The organism is Variovorax sp. P4_B10, assembly GCF_056402375.1.
The window spans coordinates 47,913-68,733 of the sequence record NZ_JBFUHN010000024.1; the positions used below are offsets into that span (position 1 = coordinate 47,913).

Here is a 20,821-nt window from a genome sequence, read left to right on the forward strand (position 1 = left end):
CGAGGAACGATCCTCGAAACGAAGTTGAACGCTATTGTTTTAATAGCTGATGACGTCAGTGTGACGGGCGTCGCAGCCGTTTTCGCACCTCAACCTCACGGAAACCCTGAGACGCAACGCTTTTGGGCGAGGTCCGACCGCGTGCAGGCTCGGGTCTACAGCGGTGCACGCATCGGGTGTAGGGGCCAGATCGCCCGCCGCACACGGCACCCACCCCGCCTTCGAAGTGCCGGGCGGCACAATGTCCGGTGAAATTCCTGGTCAGGGTTTCGTGGAAATCAGCAGCATGACGAGGGAGGACGACATCGATGCAGCAGGAGGTTCAAGAGGTTCCCTACAACGACGCGCCAGATGCGCTGCGGCGGAGGTTCGCGTTGCTGCAGCATCGCGCAACGCCGGATGCGGGACCGATGCCGGAAGAGAGCACGCCAGAACTGCTGCACGATCCTGCGCTGAACGCGCGCTCTTTCTATTCACCGGTGAACGGCGAGATCGCCAGCTATGCCGCGGTCGTTCGCAAGACCATCACGCACGGTGAGCAGGTGTTCGACATGGCTGGACTCAGTTGCGTGGCCACGGACCCGAATTTCCAGGCGCGTGGCTTCGGTTTGCGTACGGTGGCTGCAGCGACGCGTTGGATCGAACAGAGCCCTGTCGATTTCGGCATCTTCACCTGCGATCCGCCTCTCGCCTATTTCTATGCGCGAGCTGGCGCGTGGCCCGTGGTCAAGGATGTGGTGCTGGTTGGCAGCCGCGACGATGGCGCCTTGCGAAGCGACCTCCTGGGCAAGGCCGTGCTGATGCGCCTCTTCTCTGCGAAAGCGCGTGCCGCCGCATCGACACTCAGCCACACGGTGATCGATCTTGGTCTGCCGGTGGGGCATTTCCTGTAATGGGAAGAAAACCCGGATGCCATGACGCGCGTTGCGTTCAGCACTGGAACTCGTAGCCCGTTCCCCTGACTGCATGCAGCGGCAAGGAGATACCCGCAGCAAATGCCTTGCGTCGAAGCCGGCTGACGATGGCGTCAACTCGCTGCAGATCAAACTGATCCAGGTCGCCGCCCAGCGTCGCGGCGAGCTGTTGGCGATCCACGGGCTTGTTTCGCTGTTTGAAAAGAAGGCCCACAAGGGACCGTTCGGAAGTCGTGAGCCGGATGGTTCGCCCCTTCGGATCGCGTAACACCCAGTTCCCTTCCAACAAGCCCCAATGCCCGGTCCCGCTGGACTCGGGAGGCGTTGGCGACGATGTGGGGTCGACCATGCTGTTCGAGAGGCCCATGCGCCGACCAATCCCCTCCAGGGTCGCCGCCAACTCCTCCGGATGCACCGGCTTCACGAGATAGGCATCAGCCCCGCCGCGCATCCCGTGAACGCGATCATCCAACGCGCCCCGTGCCGTGGCGAACACGATTCCGACATTGCTGGCAGAGCGAAGGTGCCGTGCGATCGAAAAGCCGTCCTCATCGGGCAATTTGACATCAATGATGACGATATCGCAGCGAGAGACAGCAAATGCGCGGTAGAACGCGGAAGCGCTCCCAAACCCGGAAGCCTTGAAACCCATTTGATTGAGGCTGTAGACCAATGCTTCCTGCAAATCTTCCTCGTCTTCAATCACATAGACGCTCGGCATCTTGGCGGCGGGCGGCCTTAAATCATCCATGGCATTCCTCGCACTCGGACTTCGGAAGAGGCGAATATTTTAGAGGAATCCCGGCGGCTGGAAACATGTAATTTGCGATTTGTCATGAGAACAAACCATCAATCGACAGGGCTAAGGAATTTTTTTTTGGTCGTGCTGCTTTTCGTGGCTCAGCACGTCGGCGCCACCGTTCTTTTGAAAGGCCAGGGACTGGATCAACCCGTGATGCTGGCAAGGAATGTCGAATTCTTCCTCGATCAGTCAAAGGAATTGACGATCGAGAAAATCCTTGCCGCGCGATCTTCGATCGAATTTCAATTCAATGACGCCCTGTCACTTCGCGGTGACGCCGGCGCCGTGGTCTGGGTGCGGTTTTCGTTGCAGCGGGAGAGTGGTGCACCAGATGATTGGGTGGTCCAGCTGTTTCCCAATTGGCTTGACGATGTCAAAGTCTATGTGCAGAACGCCAATGGCACTCGTCTGCTGACAGAACTGGGAGATCAACACCCTTTTTCCGCTCGTACGGTAAAAACCGGTCAACTCGCCTTCTTGGCCTCGGTGCACGAGTCGCCGCAAACATTCTATTTAAGAATTCGAACCCATGGGCCTATACCTTTCGGGTTGAATCTTTGGCAAAAGGCAGGGCAAGAAGCGGAGGAAACGGGCCGAACGGTATTTTATTCTATCTACGCTGGCGGTGCCGGCGTAATGATTCTGATGGCGTTGGTTTTTTGGGGATGGACTCGGGGAGTCGTGCATTTTTTGTATGCACTGTTCTTGACGACAGCCTCGTTTTTGATTTTCTCTTTTCAGGGCTACGCCAGCTCGCTGTTGTTTCCAGACAATCCGATCGTCGCAGATCGATTTCTCGATGCAATGGTATGCGCATTCATTTCAAGCTCGACACTGTTCGTCGGCCATTTGTTCAGCTACAGACATTATTCGGCCCTGGCGGCGCGATTGCTGTCGCTCACAGCATTGTTTTTTGCAATATGCATTCCCTTTTCCCTGTTGGGGATGCTTCTTCCCTTTGCCTGGTGGATCGGCTTTCTTGGCGTCTTGATGGCGGCATTCAATAATCTATTTCTAGGCTGGCTCATATTGAAGCGGAGAGCCTATCAATACACCATTCCCGCCATTGCTTTCTTTTTGGTGAATACATCGTGGATATTCTATGGCGCCGCTCAGCTGGGATTCTTGAATCTCGAGTACTCAAGTTCTCTGAACTTGCTGACCCAAATTTCCCGAATCGTCAACCTAGCCTTGATCAATGTCGCCGTGGCGAGCCGTTGGGTGCAAATCGAGTTGAGGCTGCAAAGCGAAGGAGAGAATTCGATAAGATCCATGAAAATGGCAGAAAAGGCCATGGAGGAAAGAACGAAGCAGCGGGAGTTCGTTGCCGTCATTTCGCATGAATTCAGGACACCGCTGGCCATCGTGAGTGCCGTGTCTCATGCACTCGAGGTTTCGCCCTCAGGCAAAGATGAGCGAGTGAAATCAGCGATGATGAAAATCCGGAAGGCCGTCAATAGATTGACGATCATCATCGAAAACATCCTTCTCGACGATGCATTGGAAATGAATTCGGAGAGAGCGAAAAAAGACAAGTTCGATTTAAGGGACGTGATAGGAGACGCTCGCGCTACAGGTTTGTCCGAGGAGGATTCGCGTCTCAACGTCACTCTTGTCGAAGGTCCACTGCTTTTTGAAGGCGATCGATTGAGAATCGAAATGGCGCTTCGCAATGTCATACAGAACGCCTTGAAATATTCGCCTCCTGCATCTGCGATCGATCTTCAATGCCAGGTGATCGAGAATGTTTTTTCCGTTGATATCTCGAATTCAGGGAGCCCCATCCCCGAGGGTGAGCGAAGCACCTTGTTCGAGCGCTATTTCCGCGGAGCGCATTCTTCCAGGATTCCTGGCTCCGGGCTCGGTTTGCACATATCCCGCGCCATCGCCCGCCAGCATGGCGGAGACGTGGTGCTGATCTCCAGCGACATGGAGAGCACGACCTTTCGATTGTCATTGCCACTCGAGATTCATCGCTCCAACGCTGCCTCCTCGCCAAGCATTCCAGCCGTATCTTCTTGGTGAAGTGCCATCGGCACGATTCATCGCCTCGGCGATGAGGAGAGGCATCTCGACGCCCTGTCGAGCAATAAAAATGTGAACTATTTGGCTCTGCGAGTACAAATTCAACGCATTGCAAACAAACCCGCTTTCGTCACGAATTGACATTAATAGTCATAAACATGGTTCGGTCGAGGCAGATCCTTTGCGCCCCAGGCGGCGTTTTCGATGCTCGACAACCAGATATGCCTGATTCAATCATCCAGTGTCATTTGAAACAGACATCAATCGTCATTTTGTGTCATTGCCTGATTGATTTCAATTCCATACATTCGGCTTACAAAAAAAGATATCGAAACATACAACCCACCTCGAAAGTAATTGAGCGCATTGCGCTCGGCAAGTCTCCAATGAATCCGATTCCCTCTTATCCGCGTGATTCCGGCATCGATGCGCACCATACGACTCCCGAATCGAGGAATGTGAGCGTCAGAGGTTTCGGACCGAGCACGCGCGCCCCGTCGCTATCGCCATCGGTGGCGCTCGTGGACGACGAGGCCGCTCGGCGGGATTCACTGCACCAGTCCCTGGAGCTGATGAACTACACCTCGACGGTCTTCGAGTCGCTGACGGACCTCCTGGCAGCCCTTCAGCAAGGCGCGTGGTTCGACCTTTTGTTGCTTCCCCTGTTCACAGCCGCTGGCCGGAACCAATTGGTCGCCATCCGGAGCCTCGCGGATGTTCCCGTGCTGTTCATGGTCGGTCGCGATGACATGAAGGCGATGCAGGAAATGAACGATGTCTTTTCCAGCTTCAAGGAGATCGACTTCATACTTCTGCCGCTCGACCTGCGTGAGCTCAAGTCGAGGTTGCAGCTCTTGAAGAATCGGATCGCCGCGACCAGCTCCGACGAGAAGGTGACCTGGGGCGACTATCACTTCTGCATAGGCAGCCATACGGTGCTGCATGGTCGAGACCCGGTGCATCTGAAGCCTCTCGAGTTCGACCTTGCACTCCAATTGTTCCGGAACATGGGGCGGTTGTTGGAGAGGGATTGGCTATCGAGCGCCTTGTGGGGGACTTGTTCCGACCGCCCTTCCCGAACGCTGGATGTCTGTGCCTCGCGCATACGCGTGAAACTCAAACTGCAGGCTGGGAACGACTTCGTATTGCAGGCTGTTTACGGACGCGGATACCGGCTGCGCATGGTGGCCGCTTCGCAGGTCCGATTCGCAACGCCGGACTGAGGAAGACAAAAAAACGCCCAGCAATGCTGGGCGTTTTTCTTTTCACTGAGTGTCTCGGCAGACTGCCACCCGACAACAACTTACACGTCGATATTCGCCGCCCGCAACGCGTTCTGTTCGATGAACTCGCGCCTCGGCTCCACCTCATCTCCCATCAGCATCGTGAACACGCGATCCGCTTCGATCGCGTCGTCGATCTGCACGCGCAGCAGGCGGCGCACGGCCGGGTCCATGGTGGTTTCCCACAGCTGCTCGGGGTTCATTTCGCCCAGTCCCTTGTAGCGCTGGCGCGAGGTGGCGCGCTCGGCTTCGCTGATCAGCCACTTCATGGCCTGGCGGAAGTCGTCGACCTTTTCTTCCTTGGCGCGTTCGCCCTCGCCGCGCTTGACCAGCGCGCCCTCGGAACTCAACAGGCCGCGGAAGGTGTTGGCGGCTTCGGCCAGCGCCGCGTAGTCGGCGCCGTGCACGAAGTCCTGCGTGAGCACGCTGCTCTTGATGTTGCCGTGGTGGCGGCGGCTGATGCGCAGCAGCGGCTTGTCGGTGCGGGCATCGAATTCGCTGCTCACTTCGGCCGGCACGCCGGTGGTATTGAGCTCGCGCAGCTTGGCTTGCAGCGCCACGGCCGAGGCTTCCGCTGCGGGCGTGGTGTCGAGGTCGAGCGCCACGCCGTCGGCGATCGCGCGCAGGGCTTCGGCGTCCATGAAGTTGCGCAGGCGCGCAATCACGGCCTCGGCCAGCTGGTGCTTGCGCGCCAGTTCGGCCAGGGTGTCGCCGGTGAGCGTGGTGGAGCTCGCGCCGCCCGTCTCGATGCGTGCGTCCTTCAGCGCCACCTTGAGCAGGAAGGCGTCGAGTGCGGGGCCGTCCTTCAGGTACTGCTCCTCCTTGCCGACCTTCACCTTGTAGAGCGGCGGCTGCGCGATGTAGATGTGACCGCGCTCGACCAGCTCCGGCATCTGCCGGTAGAAGAAGGTGAGCAGCAGCGTGCGGATGTGGGCGCCGTCGACGTCGGCGTCGGTCATGATGATGATGCGGTGGTAGCGCAGCTTGGCGACGTTGAAGTCGTCCGCGCCGCCGCCCGACGTGGTCGCACCGGCGCGGCCGATGCCGGTGCCGAGCGCTGTGATCATCGTGAGAATTTCATTGCTGGTGAGCAGCTTCTCGTAGCGTGCCTTCTCGACGTTCAGGATCTTGCCGCGCAGCGGCAGGATGGCCTGGAACTTCCGGTCGCGGCCCTGCTTGGCGGAGCCGCCGGCGGAGTCGCCCTCCACCAGGTAGACCTCGCAGAGCGCGGGATCTTTTTCCTGGCAGTCGGCCAGTTTGCCGGGCAGGCCCATGCCGTCGAGCACGCCCTTGCGGCGCGTCATTTCGCGGGCCTTGCGGGCGGCTTCGCGGGCACGGGCGGCTTCGACGATCTTGCCGCAGATGATCTTGGCGTCGTTCGGGCGTTCCTGCAGGTAGTCGGTCAGCAAGCGGCCGACGATGTCTTCCACCGGCGCGCGCACTTCGCTGGACACCAGCTTGTCCTTGGTCTGGCTCGAGAACTTGGGCTCTGGCACTTTCACGCTCAGCACGCAGCACAGGCCTTCGCGCATGTCGTCGCCGGTGACTTCGACCTTCGCCTTCTTGGCGAATTCGTTCTCTTCGATGTACTTGTTGATGACACGGGTCATCGCGGCGCGCAGGCCGGTCAGGTGGGTGCCGCCGTCACGCTGCGGGATGTTGTTGGTGAAGCACAGCACCTGCTCGTTGTAGCCGCTGTTCCACTGCATCGCCACTTCGACGCCGATGTGCGTGCCGGGGATGCCGCCGTAGGTGTCGGCCGGCTTTTCGCCCGCTGCATAGAACGAGTTCGGATGCAGGACGGTCTTGCCCTTGTTGATGAACTCCACGAAGCCGCGCACGCCGCCGGTGCCGGAGAAGTCGTCTTCCTTGCCGGTGCGTTCGTCGAGCAGGCGGATGCGCACGCCGTTGTTCAGGAAGCTCAGCTCGCGCAGGCGCTTGCTGAGAATCTCGTAGTGGAAGTCGGCGTTCTCTTTGAAGATCTCCGTGTCGGGCAGGAAGTGCACCTCGGTGCCGCGCTTGTCGGTGTCGCCGATGATCTTCATGGGCGAGACCTCGAAGCCGTTCACCGTTTCGAGCAGGCGGTTCTGCACGAAGCCGCGGCTGAATTCGAGTTCGTGGATCTTGCCTTCGCGGCGCACGATCAGGCGCAGCTTCACGCTCAGCGCGTTCACGCAGCTCACGCCCACGCCGTGCAGGCCGCCCGAGACCTTGTAGCTGTTCTGGTTGAACTTGCCGCCGGCGTGCAGCTCGGTCAGTGCGATCTCGGCGGCCGAGCGCTTGGGCTCGTGCTTGTCGTCCATCTTCACGCCGGTCGGGATGCCGCGGCCGTTGTCGGTGACGGAGATCGAGTTGTCGCTGTGGATGGTGACGACGATGTCGTCGCAGTGGCCCGCGAGCGCTTCATCGATGGAGTTGTCGACGACTTCGAAAACCAGGTGGTGAAGGCCCGTGCCGTCGGAGGTGTCGCCGATGTACATGCCGGGGCGTTTGCGCACGGCTTCAAGCCCTTCGAGGATCGTGATCGAGCCTTCGCCGTAGCTTGTGTCGGCCGCTATGGCTTCGGGCGCGATGACCTGGATTTCAGGGGTGTAGACCGGCTCGGTGTGCGGCACTTCGGGCTTGTTTTCTTCTGCACTCATTCGGATATTCCTCTATCTCTCACGGCATCGACGTGATTTTTCGGGCTCTCAAGAACTCATTTCGCCGCCTCTTGAAAGCGCAAACCCGCGGAGGGCCGCGGGCTGTCTGCGCAAGGCGCTGTGTTGTCTGTCTGCTAGATACGCATCGGCATCACGACGTATTTGAAGGATGCGTTCTCGGGGATGGTCAGTAGCGCCGAACTGTTGGAGTCGGCAAGGTCCAGTTTGACCATGTCCTGGTCCATGTTCGACAGGGCGTCGATCAGGTAGGTGACGTTGAAGCCGATCTCGATGGCGTCGCCGCCGTAGTCGATGTCGAGCTCGTCTTGCGCTTCTTCCTGCTCGGCGTTGTTCGATGCGATGCGCAGCGTGCCGGGTTCGATGTTCAGGCGCACGCCCTTGAACTTCTCGCTGGTCAGGATGGCGGTGCGCTGCAGGCTGGCCAGCAGGGGGGCACGGCCGAGCGTGACGGAGTTCTTGTGGTTCTTCGGAATCACGCGGTTGTAATCGGGGAACTTGCCCTCGACCAGCTTGGTGACGAACTCCATGCCGCCGAAGCTGAACTTGGCCTGGTTGTTGGCGAACTGCATCTCGATGGCGCCTTCGGCGTCCGACAGCAGGCGCTGCATTTCGAGCACGGTCTTGCGCGGGAGAATGACTTCCTGGCGCGGCACTTCAACGTCGAGCGTGGCCGACGAGAACGCCAGCCGGTGGCCGTCGGTGGCGACCAGGCTCAGCTGCTTGCCTTCGGCGACGAACAGGATGCCGTTGAGGTAGTAGCGGATGTCGTGCACGGCCATCGCGAAGGACACCTGCGAGAGCAGGTCCTTCAGCGTCTTTTGCGGCACGCTGAACACGGGGCCGAAATTGGCGGCTTCCTGTACCAGCGGGAAGTCTTCGGCGGGCAGCGACTGCAGCGTGAAGCGGCTCTTGCCGCCCTTGAGCACCAGCTTGCTCGCACTCGATTCGAGGCTCACGGTCTGGTCGGCCGGCATGGTGCGCAGGATGTCGATCAACTTGCGCGCGCCGATGGTGGTGGTGAAGTTGCCTTCGTCGCCGCCGAGCTCGGCCGTGGTGCGGATCTGGATCTCGAGGTCGCTGGTGGTCAGCTGGAGCTGGCCGCCGGTCTTGCGGATCAGCACGTTCGCCAGGATCGGCAAGGTGTGACGCCGCTCGACGATGCCTGCCACCGACTGCAGCGCGGCGAGGACTTTGTCTTGGGTTGCCTTCAAAACGATCATGTCTTCTTCCTCTTCTCTTATCTCTTTGAATCAGCTTGTAAGACGCCATTCTCCGCTGTTGCGAGGGGCATTCTTGATGACATCCGGCTTCAGCCCTTGAGCGTCTGTTCGAGGACGTGGAGCTGCTGGTTGAGTTCGGTGAGCTGCTGGCGCTCGCCCGAAATCTTGCGCACCGCGTGCAGCACCGTCGTATGGTCGCGCCCGCCGAACAGCTCGCCGATTTCCGGCAGGCTTTTCTGCGTAAGCTCCTTGGCCAGGTACATCGCGATCTGCCGCGGCCGCGCAATGCTGGCCGGGCGTTTCTTGCTGTACATGTCGGCGACCTTGATCTTGTAGTAGTCGGCCACCGTCTTCTGGATATTTTCGACCGAGATCTGCCGATTCTGGATCGACAGCAGGTCGCGCAGCGCCTCGCGCGCCAGGGCGATCGAGATCTCCTTCTGGTTGAAGCGCGAATAGGCCAGGATCTTGCGCAGCGCGCCTTCAAGCTCGCGCACGTTGGAGCGCACGTTCTTGGCGACGAAGAAGGCCACTTCCTCGGGCATCTCGGCCGATTCGGCGCGCGCCTTGTTGATCAGGATGGCCACGCGCATCTCGAGCTCGGGCGGTTCGATGGCCACCGTCAGGCCTGAATCGAAGCGCGAAACCAGGCGTTCGTGGATGTCGGCCAGCCCCTTCGGGTAGGTGTCGCTGGTCATCACGATGTGCGACTTCTTGGCCAGCAGGGCCTCGAACGCATTGAAGAATTCTTCCTGCGTCCGGTCCTTGTTGGCGAAGAACTGCACATCGTCGATCAGCAACAGATCGAGCGAGTGGTAGCGCTCCTTGAACTCATCGAAAGTCTTGCGCTGATAGGCTTTGACCACATCCGACACGAATTGCTCGGCGTGGATGTAGAGAACTTTGGAATCGGGGCGGTCGGCCAGCAGCCGGTTACCCACAGCATGCATCAGGTGGGTCTTGCCCAGGCCGACGCCGCCATAGATGAAAAGCGGGTTGTAGAGATGGCCCGGCATGCCGGCCACGTGCATGGCGGCGGCGCGCGCCATGCGGTTGGCCGTGCCCTCGACCAGGGTGTCGAAAGTGAGGCCCGAATTGAGGCGGTTCTTGAAACCGGCTGCGGCCGGCTCCTCGCCCGGACCGGCCACGTCACGCGGCACATCGGTCTCGGTCATGACGGCCACGGGCATAGAGCGCACGGGCGTTTCGCGAGGAGCAAGCGCTAACTCAACGGCAACCGGCTGGCCATACATCTTCTCGGCCATGGCGGCGATCTTGCCGGCGTACTGGGCCCGGATCCAGTCGAGCTTGAAGCGGTTGGCGACGAACACCGTCATGCGCGAAAGGTCGTCCGCGACCTGCGCTGTCAGGGGCTTGATCCAGGTGTTGAACTGCTGCTCGGACAACTCCTGCGCGAGCTGGTCGACGCAGGCCTGCCAGAGGCTTTCGCCGATGCCGTCAGTCGACATGGGCGCTTGGAAAAGTGGTGAAACCCTCGGGCATTTTTTGGTATAGGTATTGTGGATATTCTCTGCTGGAAGGCGCTCGGCATTCTAACTTGTCAAAACCTTATCCACACGCTGCCAACGGCGGCGAAAGGCCCGCAGATTCAGTCGAAGATTGTTCCGGGGCCGAATGTTTGCGATAATTGCGGGTTTCCCTGAAAACCTCATTGCGTCTTTCGGGGGCCATCCGAAACACGCTCTCCGGCGCCCGCTGCTTTTCGCATGCGGAAACAGGGAATCAGGAACCATCATGAAACGCACTTACCAAGCATCCAAAGTCCGCCGCGCCCGTACCCACGGCTTTCTGGTCCGCATGAAGACCCGCGGCGGCCGTGCCGTCATCAACGCACGCCGCGCCAAGGGCCGCAAGCGCCTGGCCGTCTGACGGCAGCCCGTCTGCCGTTGCCAGCAGCCGACCCGTCAGCGCCAGCTCCTGCAGCCAGCGCTCCTGGCCCGACCAGTAACGACGGACGCGGCTCGGCTTCCATGCAGCGGCTCAAGACCCGCGCGCAATTCCAGGCCGTCCTCGCAGGTGCCACCGTGGCGCGCACTGCTCATTTCGCATTGCACCGCTGTGCGCTCGATCTTTCGTCGAGTGCGGCACCGCTGTTCGCGTCCGATGATGTCTGGCTGGGCGCCATGGTGCCCAAGCGCTGGGCGCGCCGTGCTGTCACGCGCAATGCCATCAAGCGCCAGATCTATACCGTGAGTGCCGCGCCCGACGTCGGCCTGCCCCGTGCTGCGCACGTGGTGCGGCTGCGCGCGGGCTTCGATCGCAAGGAATTCGTGAGCGCCTCCTCGGACAAGCTCAAGGGGGCCGTGCGCGCCGAACTCCAGCAATTGCTGGCGCGGGCCGCACGCTCATCGTCGCCCTCTTTTTCCTCTTCCCCATGAAACGCCTGCTGATCGGCCTCGTGAAGGGCTACCGCCTGCTGCTGAGCCCCTGGCTCGGCCAGTCGTGCCGCTTCACGCCGACCTGCTCCGTGTATTCGATCGAGGCGCTGGAAGTGCACGGCGCGCTCAAGGGCAGCTACCTCACTCTGCACCGCATCGCGCGCTGCCAGCCCTGGTGCCAGGGCGGCCACGATCCGGTTCCACCGAAATCACCGTGTCGCACTGACAAGTCAGGCTCGCTGTTTTCGTCTCTTCTCTCCTCCGACAAGAAGTCTTCGTCATGAACGATATCCGCCGCACGATCCTGTGGGTGATTTTTGGTTTCTCGCTGGTGCTGCTGTGGGACCAATGGCAGGTCTTCAACGGCAACAAGCCGACCTTCCTGCCGTCGAGCAAGCCGGCTGCCGTGGCCACCGCCCCGGCAGGCACCACGCCCGCCGCAAGCAACGGCGTGCCGACCGCGTCTGCTGCCAGCGGCAACGCAGGCGCCGTGCCCACGCAAACCACGCCGGCCGCACCCCGTGAGCAGGTCAGCGTGACCACCGACCTGTTCAAGGCGGTGATCGACAGCGAAGGCGGCACGGTCAACCACCTCGAGCTGCTGAAGTACGACGAGACCGATCGCACCAAGCACGTGGTGCTGTTCGAAAACGGTGTGCCGGCCACGCGCTACGTGGCGCAGACCGGCCTGCTGAACCCGGTCGACACCGGCGAGCGCTTCCCCAACCACCTGACGCCGATGACGGCGAAGGCCGGTCCGCGCGAAATGGCCGACGGCCAGAACACGCTGGAAGTGGGCTTCGAAAGCGCACCCGTCGGCGGCCTGAAGTACGTCAAGACCTATCTGTTCAAGCGCGGCGACTACACCATCGGCGTGCGCCACGAGATCGTCAATGTGAGCGACCAGCCGCGCGACGCACAGCTCTACATGCAGTTGCTGCGCCACGGCACGGTGGCTGCGGGCACGATGTTCGGCACCAACACCTTCACCGGCCCGGCCGCGTACACCAACGAGAAGAAGTTCCACAAGCTCGACTTCAAGGACATCGCCAAGGGCAAGATCGAACCGCCGCCGCCGGCCAACGACGGCTGGATCGCGATGGTCCAGCACTACTTCGTGTCGGCCTGGCTGCTCAAGGGCGACCCGGCCAGCGAGCAACTGCGCCGCGAGTTCCGCGTGAAGGACCTGGGCGACAACCTTTTCACCGTCGCCATGGTGGCCACGCTGCCGAAGATCGCCCCGGGCGCGACCCAGGTCGTGAACAGCGCGCTGTTCGCTGGCCCCGAGGAAGAAAAGAAGCTCGAAGCCATCGCGCCAGGCCTGGACCTGGTCAAGGACTACGGCATCTTCGCGATCATCTCCAAGCCGCTCTACTGGCTGCTCAACCAGCTGCACGGCATCCTGGGCAACTGGGGCTGGGCCATCGTGGCGCTGGTGGTGCTGCTGAAGGCGGCCTTCTACTGGCTCAACGCCAAGGCCTACGCCAGCATGGCCAAGATGAAGGCCATCAACCCCAAGATCATGGAAATGCGCGAGCGGCTGAAGGACAAGCCGCAAGAGATGCAGCAGGAAATGATGCGGATCTACAAGACCGAGAAGGTCAACCCGATGGGCGGTTGCTTCCCGATCGTGATCCAGATCCCGGTGTTCATCGCGCTCTACTGGGTGCTGCTCTCGTCGGTCGAAATGCGCCACGCACCGTGGATCGGCTGGATCACCGACCTGTCGGCGCCGGACCCCTGGTACATCCTGCCGATCGTGATGACGGCCACCTCGCTGTTCCAGACCTGGCTCAACCCGACGCCGCCCGATCCGATGCAGGCCAAGCTGATGTGGATCATGCCGCTCGCGTTCAGCGTGATGTTCATCTTCTTCCCGGCCGGCCTGGTGCTGTACTGGATCACGAACAACGTGCTGTCGATCGCGCAGCAGTGGTTCATCAACAAGCGGCTGGGCGTGCTGGGCAAATAAGCCGGCATCGGCTCTGCGCCACCCGCAAACACCCCCAAAGGGCCGCATCCGCGGCCCTTTTTCCTTTTTGCTGAAAGAATTGCGCTTCCATGACGTTCGCCCGCACCACCGATCCCATCGTCGCCATCGCCACCGCCTCGGGGCGCGGGGCCGTGGGCATCGTGCGGGTATCCGGCGCCAGACTGGCACCGCTCATTGATGCGATCTGCGGCCGCGTCCTCAAGCCACGCGAAGCGGCCTACCTGCCGTTCCGGGATGCCGACGGCGAGCCGGTCGACCACGGTCTGGCGATCCACTTCCCCTCGCCGAATTCCTTCACCGGCGAGGACGTGCTCGAGCTGCAGGCGCATGGCGGCGCGGTCGTGCTGCAGCTGCTGCTGGCGCGCTGCCTCGAGGCCGCTGCCGAAGCCGATCCGGTCACTGGCCGGCCCCGCCTGCCCGGCCTGCGCGTGGCGGAGCCCGGCGAGTTCAGCCAGCGCGCCTTCCTCAACGGCAAGATCGACCTCGCCCAGGCCGAGGCGATTGCCGACCTGATCGACGCCAGCACCGAAGCGGCTGCGCGAAGTGCGGGCCGCTCGCTGTCGGGCGCCTTCTCGCGCGAGATCCACACCCTGCGCGATGCGTTGATCCACTTGCGCATGCTGGTCGAGGCCACGCTCGACTTCCCGGAAGAGGAAATCGATTTTCTTCAAAAGGCCGATGCGGCCGGGCAACTGCTGAAGTTGCAGGCGCAACTGGCGGCGGTGCAGCAACGCGCGAAGCAAGGAGCGCTGCTGCGCGAAGGCATCAAGGTCGTGATCGCGGGCCAGCCCAACGCAGGCAAGAGTTCGCTGCTCAACGCCCTGGCCGGCGCCGAGCTGGCCATCGTGAGCGCGGTGGCCGGCACCACGCGCGACGTGGTCTCGCAGACCATCCAGATCCACGGCGTGCCGCTGCATGTGGCCGACACCGCGGGCCTGCGCGAGAGCAGCGACGAGGTCGAGCAGATCGGCGTGGCGCGCGCCTGGGGGCAGATCGAAAGCGCCGATGCCGTGCTGTTCCTGCACGACCTGACGCGCGCCGGCATGCCGGACTACATCGCGGCCGATGCGGAGATCCTGCGCGGGCTCCGGGGCAAGCTGCCTGCCAGCGTGCCGGTGCTCGATGTCTGGAACAAGCAGGACGCGGCACCGACCGCCAGCCTTGCCCAGGGCGTTGCGCTGTCCGCGAAGACGGGTCTCGGCATCGAGGCGCTGCGCGAACAGCTGCTTGCCGTGGCCGGCTGGCAGGCCGTGCCCGAAGGCGTCTACCTCGCGCGGGCGCGTCATGTGCAGGCGCTGAGCCGGGTCGAGACGCACCTCGCGCTGGCTGCCAGCCACCTGGCGGCCCAGGCCCAGTTGCTCGATCTGCTGGCCGAGGAATTGCGCCTTGCCCAGAACGCGCTCAACGAGATCACTGGGGAATTCGGTGCCGACGATCTGCTGGGCGTCATCTTTTCGCGCTTCTGTATCGGGAAATAGCGACAGATAGCGACGTCCCACCCGAGAAAACGTAAACACTTGTAGCCGAATCCCATGGCCATCGCGGATACTTCGGCTCACATGCGGGGGCCGATAAAAACATGTCCATCCAGAACCTGAGCCGCGCCATCGCGGAAAACACGAGCACCGACGCTTTTGCGTTGACGTTCAACGTCCAGCAATGGGAAACGCTGGCCGGCTACTTGCAGCCCATCGACACCGGTGTCGGCGATGTGCTGATCGAGCAGAACACGCCGGACCGCTCGGTGTTCTTCGTCGAGAGCGGCGCCATCAGCGTGCACCGCGTCAGCAGCAAGGAGCAGATGCGGCTCGCCGTGCTCACGCCTGGCTCGGTGGTGGGTGAAGGCGCTTTCTTCTCGCGCCAGCCGCATTCGGCCAATGTGGTGGTCACCGGTGCAGGCCGCGTCTGGCGGCTCACGGCGATCCGGTTTGCGGAAATGTCCAACCGACAGCCCAATCTCGCACTGGAAATCGCGATGGCGCTCGGCGCCGTGATTGCCAAGCGCATGGCGCACCGCTCCAAGCGCGTCGCCGTGACCTGAGGCTCCTTCGACCCGCAGCCAGACCCCGAGATGCAGGCCACGCCGGCAGCCAGTTTTTGTTTTGGATCCCGAGAGTAGTTAGCAAGTAAGCCATGGCCTTGATCTGTCCGATCTGCAGCACGGAAAACCGTGAGGGCGCGAATTTCTGCAGAAGCTGTGGCGTCACGCTGTCCGCGACAGCCCCCCGGATTCCCCCTCCCCCCAGCCCGGACGACCGGGAGTGGGCTGCCACCGCACCTGCCCAGTTGCGCGCGCCGACGATTCCGGCGCCACTTGTCGACCTTCCCGAGCCTGTGTTTTCGCGCTCGATTTTCGGGAAGGCGCCTGCCGCGCGGGCCGACGAACGAACCGTGATCATGGCGCCCGGCCAGCCGCCGCTGCCGCCCTTGCCGCGTTCATCGTCGTCGTCCCGCCGCGAGCGGTCCGAGCGAAAGAGGGCGCGGGTCAAGATTCCACGTCCCCCCGAGCCCGCCGAACCGCCGTTGCGCTCGCGCGGCCTCCTGCTGTGGCTCGGCTTGCTGGTGGTCGCGGTGGTGATGATCGTCGCGGGCTGGTATGGCTATGGAACCGGCAAGGCATCGGAGTCGGTCGAGGAGGTGCCGCCGCCCGTTTCCGCGCCTGCACCCGCACCTGCTGCTGCCGCACCGCCGGCGGCCGAGCAACCGCCTGCCGCGCCTGTGGCACCGGAGGCGCCAGCCGTCGAACCTCCCACGGCAGAAACGTCGCCGCCGGCCCCGGTTGCAGCCGCCAAACCTGCGCCTGCCGCCAAGCCGCGCAAGCAGGCGAATGCGGCCCCGCAGCTTGCGGCTTCCGAGGCGCCGGCACCAGCCGTTGCAGCGGCACCGCCGCCACCGGCCCCGGCCGCTCCCTCCGATCCGCAGGCCATGTGCGGCGATCGCAACTTCATCGCCAAGGCGCAGTGCATGGCTGCCCAGTGCCTCAAGCCCGAGTACAAGACCCATGCGCAGTGCGAAGCCGTTCGCCGTCAGCAGCGCATCGAAGAAGAGAAGCGCAACCCCACGCTAATCAACTGAGCTCGCCCCCAGGCTGCGCGCACTTCGTGTCGCTTCGCCTTCCCCCTACCGGGGGCAATACCAGCGGCCCGGCGAAGCCGGTTCCGCAGTATTCCCGAAGGAAACTCAGCCTTTTTGCAGGCGCTCGATCGCGATGGCCAAGGCGGCGGGCTTGCCGGACAACACCAGCGTGTCGCCATCCGTCAGCACCGTCTCGTCGGTGGGCACGCGGGCCTGGCCATCCTGACGCCGCAGGCTGGCGACGCGAACGCCCAGCGTCTCCAGCGCCATCCGCTCCAGCGTCTGGCCGACCGCCCGCGCGCCCGGCGTGAGGGTGAAGCTGTTGAGCCGTTCGTGGTCGATCTCGTCTGCGTTGTCGTCGTCGGCGCCGTGGAAATAGCCGCGCAGCAGGTTGTAGCGCGCGTCGCGCTGGTCCTGCACCACGCGGATCACGCGCCGCATCGGCACGCCGACCAGCGCCAGCGCGTGGCTTGCGAGCATCAGCGAACCTTCGATCGCCTCGGGCACGACCTCGGTCGCGCCGGCTGCCTGCAGTTTCTCGAGGTCGTGGTCGTCCTGGGTGCGCACGATCACCGGCACATGCGGCGCATGGGCGCGGGTGTTGGCCAGCACCTTCATGGCGCCCGGCACGTCGAGGTAGGTCACGACCACGGCGCTGGCGCGCGCCAGGCCGGCGGCCATCAGCGCCTGCAGCCGTGCTGCGTCGCCGAACACCACCGAGTCGCCGGCGGCGGCGGCTTGCCGCACGCGGTCGGGGTCGAGGTCGAGCGCCATGTACGGAATGCCCTCGCGCTCGAGGATGCGCGCCAGGTTCTGGCCGCAGCGCCCGTAGCCGCAGATGATCACATGCTTTGCGGTGTTGATGGTCTTTCGCGCGATGCTCGTCATCTGCAGCGACTGCTGCAGCCAGTCGCTCGCCACCAGCTTTCGCACGATGGCGTTGCTGTACATGATGATGAACGGCGTGGCGAGCATCGACAGCACCATCGAGGCCAGCACCGGGTTCGCGAGCCAGGGCGGCAGCAGGCTGCGCTCCTGCGCGAGCGTCAGCAGCACGAAGCCGAACTCGCCGGCCTGCGCAAGATAGAGTCCGGTGCGCAGCGACACGCCCGAGGTCGCGCCCAGCACCCGCGCCAGTACCGTCACCAGCGCGAGCTTGAACGCCAGCGGCACCAGCAGCAGCACGCACACCAGCAGCCAGCGGTCGACCACGATGTGCCAATCGAGCGACATGCCGACCGTGATGAAGAACAGCCCCAGCAGCACATCGTGGAAGGGGCGGATGTCGGTCTCGACCTGGTGCTTGTATTCGGTCTCCGACACCAGCATGCCGGCGATGAATGCACCCAGCGCGAGACTCAGGCCGGCCAGTTCGGTGAGCCAGGCGAGCCCCAGCGTGATCAGCAGCACGTTCAGGATGAAGAGCTCTTCGCTGCGCCGCCGGGCGACGATGGTGAGCCACCAGCGCATCACGCGCGGCCCGCCGTAGAGCAGCACGCCGATCAGGAAGGTCGCCTTCACCAGCGCCAGGCCCAGTGCCTTGGCCAGCGCCTCGGGCGGCGCGCCGAGTGCAGGAATCAGCACCAGCAACGGCACCACCGCCAGGTCCTGGAACAGCAGCACGCCCATCACGCGCTTGCCGTGCTCGCTTTCGAGTTCGAGCCGCTCGGCCATCAGCTTGACCACGATGGCGGTGCTGCTCATGGTCAGCGCGGCCGACAGCGCCAACGCCGTCTGCCAGCCCAGGCGCCAGGCCGGCGGCAGCTGCGTGGCGATGACGAGCGCTCCTACCGTGGCGATGGCCATTGTCAGCAGCACCTGCAACAGGCCGAGCCCGAACACATGCTTGCGCATCGACCGCAACTTGGGCAGGCTGAATTCGAGCCCGATCACGAACATCAGGAACACGACGCCGAACTCGCCCAGGTGCCGGATGCCCTCGGAGTTCTGCGTCAATGCAAGCGCATGCGGCCCGATCAGCACACCTGCCGAAAGATAGCCCAGCATCGGCGGCAGCTTCAGCGACCGGCAGACCACCACGCCGATCACCGCGGCCAGCAAATACAACAGCGTGAGATCGAACGAAGACATGGGTGCCGATGCTAGAGCAAGAGTCGTGCGCGCGCGGTCGGGAGGGTACCGCGCGTCGCCGGGCCGCCCCAAGGCGCGAGCGGCCCCTCGGGGGAGCAGCGAGGGCACGAAGTGCCGAGCGTGGGGGCATAGCCTGCGGCCCGTAAAATCGGCCAATGAGCTCCCGCCCCGCCCCGGCCCATGTGGTCGATCCCGAAGCCATCCTGGCTCGGGCACGCATCACCTTCGACATCGAAGCCGAAGCCGTCCTCGGTCTGAAGAACCGGGTCGGCCCCAGCTTTGTCGATGCCGTGCGCAAGATCCTCGAAGTTCGCGGCCGCGTGGTCGTGATGGGCATGGGCAAGAGCGGCCATGTCGGCCGCAAGATCGCCGCCACCCTCGCCTCCACCGGCACGCCCGCGATGTTCGTGCATCCGGCCGAGGCCAGCCACGGCGATCTCGGCATGATCAAGTCGGTCGATCTGGTGCTCGCGATTTCCAACAGCGGCGAAGTCGATGAACTCACCGTGATCCTGCCGGTCGTCAAGCGCCAGGGCGTGCCGCTGATCGGCATGACCGGCCGCCTCGACTCCACCCTCGCACGCCATGCCGATATCGTGATCGACGCCGGCGTCTCCAAGGAAGCCTGCCCGCTCAACCTTGCCCCCACCGCGAGCACCACTGCCCAGATGGCGATGGGCGATGCGCTGGCCGTGGCGCTGCTCGACGCGCGCGGCTTCGGCTCCGAGGACTTCGCGCGCTCGCATCCGGGCGGCGCGCTCGGCCGCAAGCTGCTCACCCATGTGAGCGACGTGATGCGCTCGGGCGACGAAGTGCCGCGCGTCGGGCCCACCGCCACCCTGAGCGAGCTGATGCGCGAGATGAGTTCCAAGGGGCTGGGTGCCACCGCCGTGGTCGATGCCACCGGCCGCGCGATCGGCATCTTCACCGATGGCGACCTGCGCCGGAAGGTCGAGACCGGCGCCGACCTGCGCGCCCTGACGGCCGCCGATGTCATGCATCCCGGTCCCCGCACGCTGCGCGCCGACGCGCTGGCCGTCGAGGCTGCCGAGCTGATGGAAGACCACCGCATCACCAGCGTGCTGGTCATCGATGCGGCGGGCCTGCTGATCGGCGCATTGACCATCAACGACCTGATGCGCGCGAAGGTCATTTGATGCCGCTCGAGTTCCAGGCCGAGACATTGCTCGCCGCGCAGGATGTACGCATCGTCTTCTTCGACATCGACGGCGTGCTGACCGATGGCGGCGTCTACTTCACCGAACACGGCGAAACGCTCAAGCGCTTCAGCATCCTCGACGGCTACGGCCTCAAGCTGCTGCGCCTGGCCGGCATCACGCCGGCCGTGATCACGGGGCGCGATTCCAAGCCGCTGCGCGTGCGGCTCGAAGCGCTCGGCATCGAGCATGTGCGCTATGGCACCGAAGACAAGCTGCCTGCCGCCGAAGCCATGCTCGCGCAGCTCGGCTTCAGCTGGGCGCAGGCCGCGGCCATCGGCGACGATTGGCCCGACCTGCCGGTGCTGACGCGTGTCGGCTTTGCGGCGGCGCCGGCCAATGCGCACGTCGAAGTGCGCGGCATCGCGCGCTACGTCACCCAGGCACGTGGCGGCGAAGGCGCGGCGCGCGAATTCTGCGATCTGCTGTTGACGGCCTGCGGCCAGTACCGGCGCCTGCTCGACGCCGCGCGAGGCCCGAACCCATGAACAACCTGAAAAGCGCATGGAGCCTGGTGCGCGACGTCCTCGACCGCGCGACGATCTACCTGCCGATCATCCTGGCGGCGGCCGTCGCGCTCGGCACCTACTGGCTGGTGCGCAATGCGCCCAAGCTGCTGGCGCCCACCGCCAAGGCCACGCCCACGCATGAACCCGACTATTTCATGCGCGACTTCGTGATCAAGAACTTCCTGCCCAACGGCGACCTGCGCAGCGAGCTCCATGGCAAGGAAGGCCGGCACTACCCGGATACCGACACCGTCGAGGTCGACGATGTGCGCATGCGCTCGGTGTCGCCGCAGGGCTACACGACCCACGCCACGGCCAACCGCGGCCTCTCGAATTCCGACGGCAGCGAGCTTCAGCTCTTCGGCAACGCCATCGTGATCCGCGACCCCTCCGTGGGCGCCAACGGCAAGCCGACGCCGCGCCTCGAATTCCGCGGCGACTTCCTGCACGCCTTTCTCGACACCGAGCGGGTGACGTCGAACAAGCCGGTCACGCTCATCCGCGGCACCGACCAGTTCACCGCCGACAACCTCGACTACGACAACCTGAGCGGCGTGGCCAACCTGACCGGCCGCGTGCGCGGTCTCCTGGTGCCGTCGGCGGCTGCAGCGGGCGGCAAGTCGCGCTGAA

18 protein-coding genes are annotated in these 20,821 nt (G+C 63.3%); 13 read left to right on the plus strand and 5 right to left on the minus strand.

Translation table 11 applies throughout. The features are described 5' to 3' along the window. Window positions 1–308: 308 nt before the first annotated feature. A complete protein-coding gene (locus AC1DXX_RS13605; RefSeq protein WP_478134732.1) occupies window positions 309–893 on the plus strand; it encodes a GNAT family N-acetyltransferase in 585 nt (194 codons plus the stop codon). Between the two features lie 37 nt (window positions 894–930). Here AC1DXX_RS13605 and AC1DXX_RS13610 read toward each other — a convergent pair whose 3' ends face one another. After that, window positions 931–1,665: a response regulator transcription factor gene (locus AC1DXX_RS13610; RefSeq protein ID WP_478134733.1), complete on the minus strand. Its 735-nt coding sequence runs from the start codon at window positions 1,663–1,665 to the stop codon at window positions 931–933. Window positions 1,666–1,797: 132 nt separating this feature from the next. Between AC1DXX_RS13610 and AC1DXX_RS13615 the strand changes: the two genes are divergently transcribed. Together AC1DXX_RS13615 and AC1DXX_RS13620 are read left to right on the plus strand one after the other, a co-directional pair. Then, a complete protein-coding gene (locus AC1DXX_RS13615; RefSeq protein WP_478134761.1) occupies window positions 1,798–3,741 on the plus strand; it encodes a sensor histidine kinase in 1,944 nt (647 codons plus the stop codon). 386 nt (window positions 3,742–4,127) lie between these two features. Then, window positions 4,128–4,964: a response regulator transcription factor gene (locus AC1DXX_RS13620; RefSeq protein WP_478134734.1), complete on the plus strand. Its 837-nt coding sequence runs from the start codon at window positions 4,128–4,130 to the stop codon at window positions 4,962–4,964. An 80-nt stretch (window positions 4,965–5,044) separates the two neighbouring features. Here AC1DXX_RS13620 and gyrB read toward each other — a convergent pair whose 3' ends face one another. The 3 genes from gyrB to dnaA form a co-directional block, all read right to left on the minus strand. Beyond that, on the minus strand, window positions 5,045–7,666 hold the full coding sequence (gene gyrB, locus AC1DXX_RS13625) for a DNA topoisomerase (ATP-hydrolyzing) subunit B (RefSeq protein ID WP_478134735.1): 2,622 nt from the start codon (window positions 7,664–7,666) through the stop codon (window positions 5,045–5,047). Window positions 7,667–7,800: 134 nt separating this feature from the next. Then, window positions 7,801–8,907 carry a DNA polymerase III subunit beta gene (gene dnaN / locus AC1DXX_RS13630; protein WP_012745167.1) on the minus strand — a complete coding sequence of 369 codons (1,107 nt, stop codon included), beginning with the start codon at window positions 8,905–8,907 and terminating at the stop codon, window positions 7,801–7,803. An 89-nt stretch (window positions 8,908–8,996) separates the two neighbouring features. Further along, complete coding sequence (gene dnaA / locus AC1DXX_RS13635) at window positions 8,997–10,376, minus strand: chromosomal replication initiator protein DnaA (protein ID WP_478134736.1); 1,380 nt, start codon at window positions 10,374–10,376, stop codon at window positions 8,997–8,999. A 286-nt stretch (window positions 10,377–10,662) separates the two neighbouring features. Between dnaA and rpmH the strand changes: the two genes are divergently transcribed. From rpmH to AC1DXX_RS13670, 7 genes are all read left to right on the plus strand, one after another. After that, window positions 10,663–10,797, plus strand: a complete 135-nt coding sequence (rpmH, locus tag AC1DXX_RS13640; RefSeq protein WP_007834827.1) for a 50S ribosomal protein L34 — start codon at window positions 10,663–10,665, stop codon at window positions 10,795–10,797. Between the two features lie 101 nt (window positions 10,798–10,898). Further along, entirely contained in the window at window positions 10,899–11,306 is a 408-nt protein-coding gene (locus AC1DXX_RS13645) for a ribonuclease P protein component (RefSeq protein ID WP_478134737.1), read from the plus strand. Further along, window positions 11,303–11,590, plus strand: coding sequence for a membrane protein insertion efficiency factor YidD (yidD, locus tag AC1DXX_RS13650; RefSeq protein ID WP_013544365.1), 288 nt, complete (start codon window positions 11,303–11,305; stop codon window positions 11,588–11,590). Before AC1DXX_RS13645 ends, yidD begins: the two co-directional genes overlap by 4 nt. After that, a complete protein-coding gene (gene yidC, locus AC1DXX_RS13655) occupies window positions 11,587–13,278 on the plus strand; it encodes a membrane protein insertase YidC (RefSeq protein WP_478134738.1) in 1,692 nt (563 codons plus the stop codon). Before yidD ends, yidC begins: the two co-directional genes overlap by 4 nt. Before the next feature lie 89 nt (window positions 13,279–13,367). After that, a complete protein-coding gene (mnmE, locus tag AC1DXX_RS13660; RefSeq protein WP_478134739.1) occupies window positions 13,368–14,777 on the plus strand; it encodes a tRNA uridine-5-carboxymethylaminomethyl(34) synthesis GTPase MnmE in 1,410 nt (469 codons plus the stop codon). Window positions 14,778–14,878: 101 nt separating this feature from the next. Beyond that, window positions 14,879–15,340: a Crp/Fnr family transcriptional regulator gene (locus tag AC1DXX_RS13665; protein ID WP_478134740.1), complete on the plus strand. Its 462-nt coding sequence runs from the start codon at window positions 14,879–14,881 to the stop codon at window positions 15,338–15,340. Between the two features lie 356 nt (window positions 15,341–15,696). Beyond that, the gene (locus tag AC1DXX_RS13670; RefSeq protein WP_478134741.1) at window positions 15,697–16,374 is read left to right on the plus strand and encodes a hypothetical protein; all 678 of its coding nucleotides are present in this window, start codon (window positions 15,697–15,699) and stop codon (window positions 16,372–16,374) included. Between the two features lie 105 nt (window positions 16,375–16,479). On the opposite strand, the gene AC1DXX_RS13675 is transcribed toward AC1DXX_RS13670, so the two are convergent. Beyond that, window positions 16,480–18,465 carry a monovalent cation:proton antiporter family protein gene (locus tag AC1DXX_RS13675; protein ID WP_478134742.1) on the minus strand — a complete coding sequence of 662 codons (1,986 nt, stop codon included), beginning with the start codon at window positions 18,463–18,465 and terminating at the stop codon, window positions 16,480–16,482. 155 nt (window positions 18,466–18,620) lie between these two features. On the opposite strand from AC1DXX_RS13675, the gene AC1DXX_RS13680 reads away from it, so the two are divergent. Genes AC1DXX_RS13680 through lptC form a run of 3 tightly spaced genes read left to right on the plus strand, consistent with a single transcriptional unit; the run spans window position 18,621 to window position 20,820 of the window. Further along, window positions 18,621–19,622 (plus strand): KpsF/GutQ family sugar-phosphate isomerase, encoded by a 1,002-nt coding sequence (locus tag AC1DXX_RS13680; RefSeq protein WP_478134743.1) that lies wholly within the window; start codon window positions 18,621–18,623, stop codon window positions 19,620–19,622. Beyond that, window positions 19,622–20,170 carry a KdsC family phosphatase gene (locus AC1DXX_RS13685; protein WP_478134744.1) on the plus strand — a complete coding sequence of 183 codons (549 nt, stop codon included), beginning with the start codon at window positions 19,622–19,624 and terminating at the stop codon, window positions 20,168–20,170. The genes AC1DXX_RS13680 and AC1DXX_RS13685 overlap by 1 nt, the downstream gene beginning before the upstream one ends. Next, complete coding sequence (gene lptC / locus AC1DXX_RS13690; protein WP_478134745.1) at window positions 20,167–20,820, plus strand: LPS export ABC transporter periplasmic protein LptC; 654 nt, start codon at window positions 20,167–20,169, stop codon at window positions 20,818–20,820. Before AC1DXX_RS13685 ends, lptC begins: the two co-directional genes overlap by 4 nt. The last annotated feature ends 1 nt before the right edge of the window (window position 20,821 follow it).

What these genes read in the sequence shown, in the direction of transcription:
- AC1DXX_RS13605 (WP_478134732.1), top strand. Translation starts at nt 309, where the DNA reads ATGCAGCAGGAGGTTCAAGAGGTTCCCTACAACGACGCGCCAGATGCG.
- AC1DXX_RS13610 (WP_478134733.1), bottom strand. Translation starts at nt 1,665, where the DNA reads ATGGATGATTTAAGGCCGCCCGCCGCCAAGATGCCGAGCGTCTATGTG.
- AC1DXX_RS13620 (WP_478134734.1), top strand. Translation starts at nt 4,128, where the DNA reads ATGAATCCGATTCCCTCTTATCCGCGTGATTCCGGCATCGATGCGCAC.
- gyrB (WP_478134735.1), bottom strand. Translation starts at nt 7,666, where the DNA reads ATGAGTGCAGAAGAAAACAAGCCCGAAGTGCCGCACACCGAGCCGGTC.
- dnaN (WP_012745167.1), bottom strand. Translation starts at nt 8,907, where the DNA reads ATGATCGTTTTGAAGGCAACCCAAGACAAAGTCCTCGCCGCGCTGCAG.
- dnaA (WP_478134736.1), bottom strand. Translation starts at nt 10,376, where the DNA reads ATGTCGACTGACGGCATCGGCGAAAGCCTCTGGCAGGCCTGCGTCGAC.
- rpmH (WP_007834827.1), top strand. Translation starts at nt 10,663, where the DNA reads ATGAAACGCACTTACCAAGCATCCAAAGTCCGCCGCGCCCGTACCCAC.
- AC1DXX_RS13645 (WP_478134737.1), top strand. Translation starts at nt 10,899, where the DNA reads ATGCAGCGGCTCAAGACCCGCGCGCAATTCCAGGCCGTCCTCGCAGGT.
- yidD (WP_013544365.1), top strand. Translation starts at nt 11,303, where the DNA reads ATGAAACGCCTGCTGATCGGCCTCGTGAAGGGCTACCGCCTGCTGCTG.
- yidC (WP_478134738.1), top strand. Translation starts at nt 11,587, where the DNA reads ATGAACGATATCCGCCGCACGATCCTGTGGGTGATTTTTGGTTTCTCG.
- mnmE (WP_478134739.1), top strand. Translation starts at nt 13,368, where the DNA reads ATGACGTTCGCCCGCACCACCGATCCCATCGTCGCCATCGCCACCGCC.
- AC1DXX_RS13665 (WP_478134740.1), top strand. Translation starts at nt 14,879, where the DNA reads ATGTCCATCCAGAACCTGAGCCGCGCCATCGCGGAAAACACGAGCACC.
- AC1DXX_RS13670 (WP_478134741.1), top strand. Translation starts at nt 15,697, where the DNA reads ATGGCGCCCGGCCAGCCGCCGCTGCCGCCCTTGCCGCGTTCATCGTCG.
- AC1DXX_RS13675 (WP_478134742.1), bottom strand. Translation starts at nt 18,465, where the DNA reads ATGTCTTCGTTCGATCTCACGCTGTTGTATTTGCTGGCCGCGGTGATC.
- AC1DXX_RS13680 (WP_478134743.1), top strand. Translation starts at nt 18,621, where the DNA reads ATGAGCTCCCGCCCCGCCCCGGCCCATGTGGTCGATCCCGAAGCCATC.
- AC1DXX_RS13685 (WP_478134744.1), top strand. Translation starts at nt 19,622, where the DNA reads ATGCCGCTCGAGTTCCAGGCCGAGACATTGCTCGCCGCGCAGGATGTA.
- lptC (WP_478134745.1), top strand. Translation starts at nt 20,167, where the DNA reads ATGAACAACCTGAAAAGCGCATGGAGCCTGGTGCGCGACGTCCTCGAC.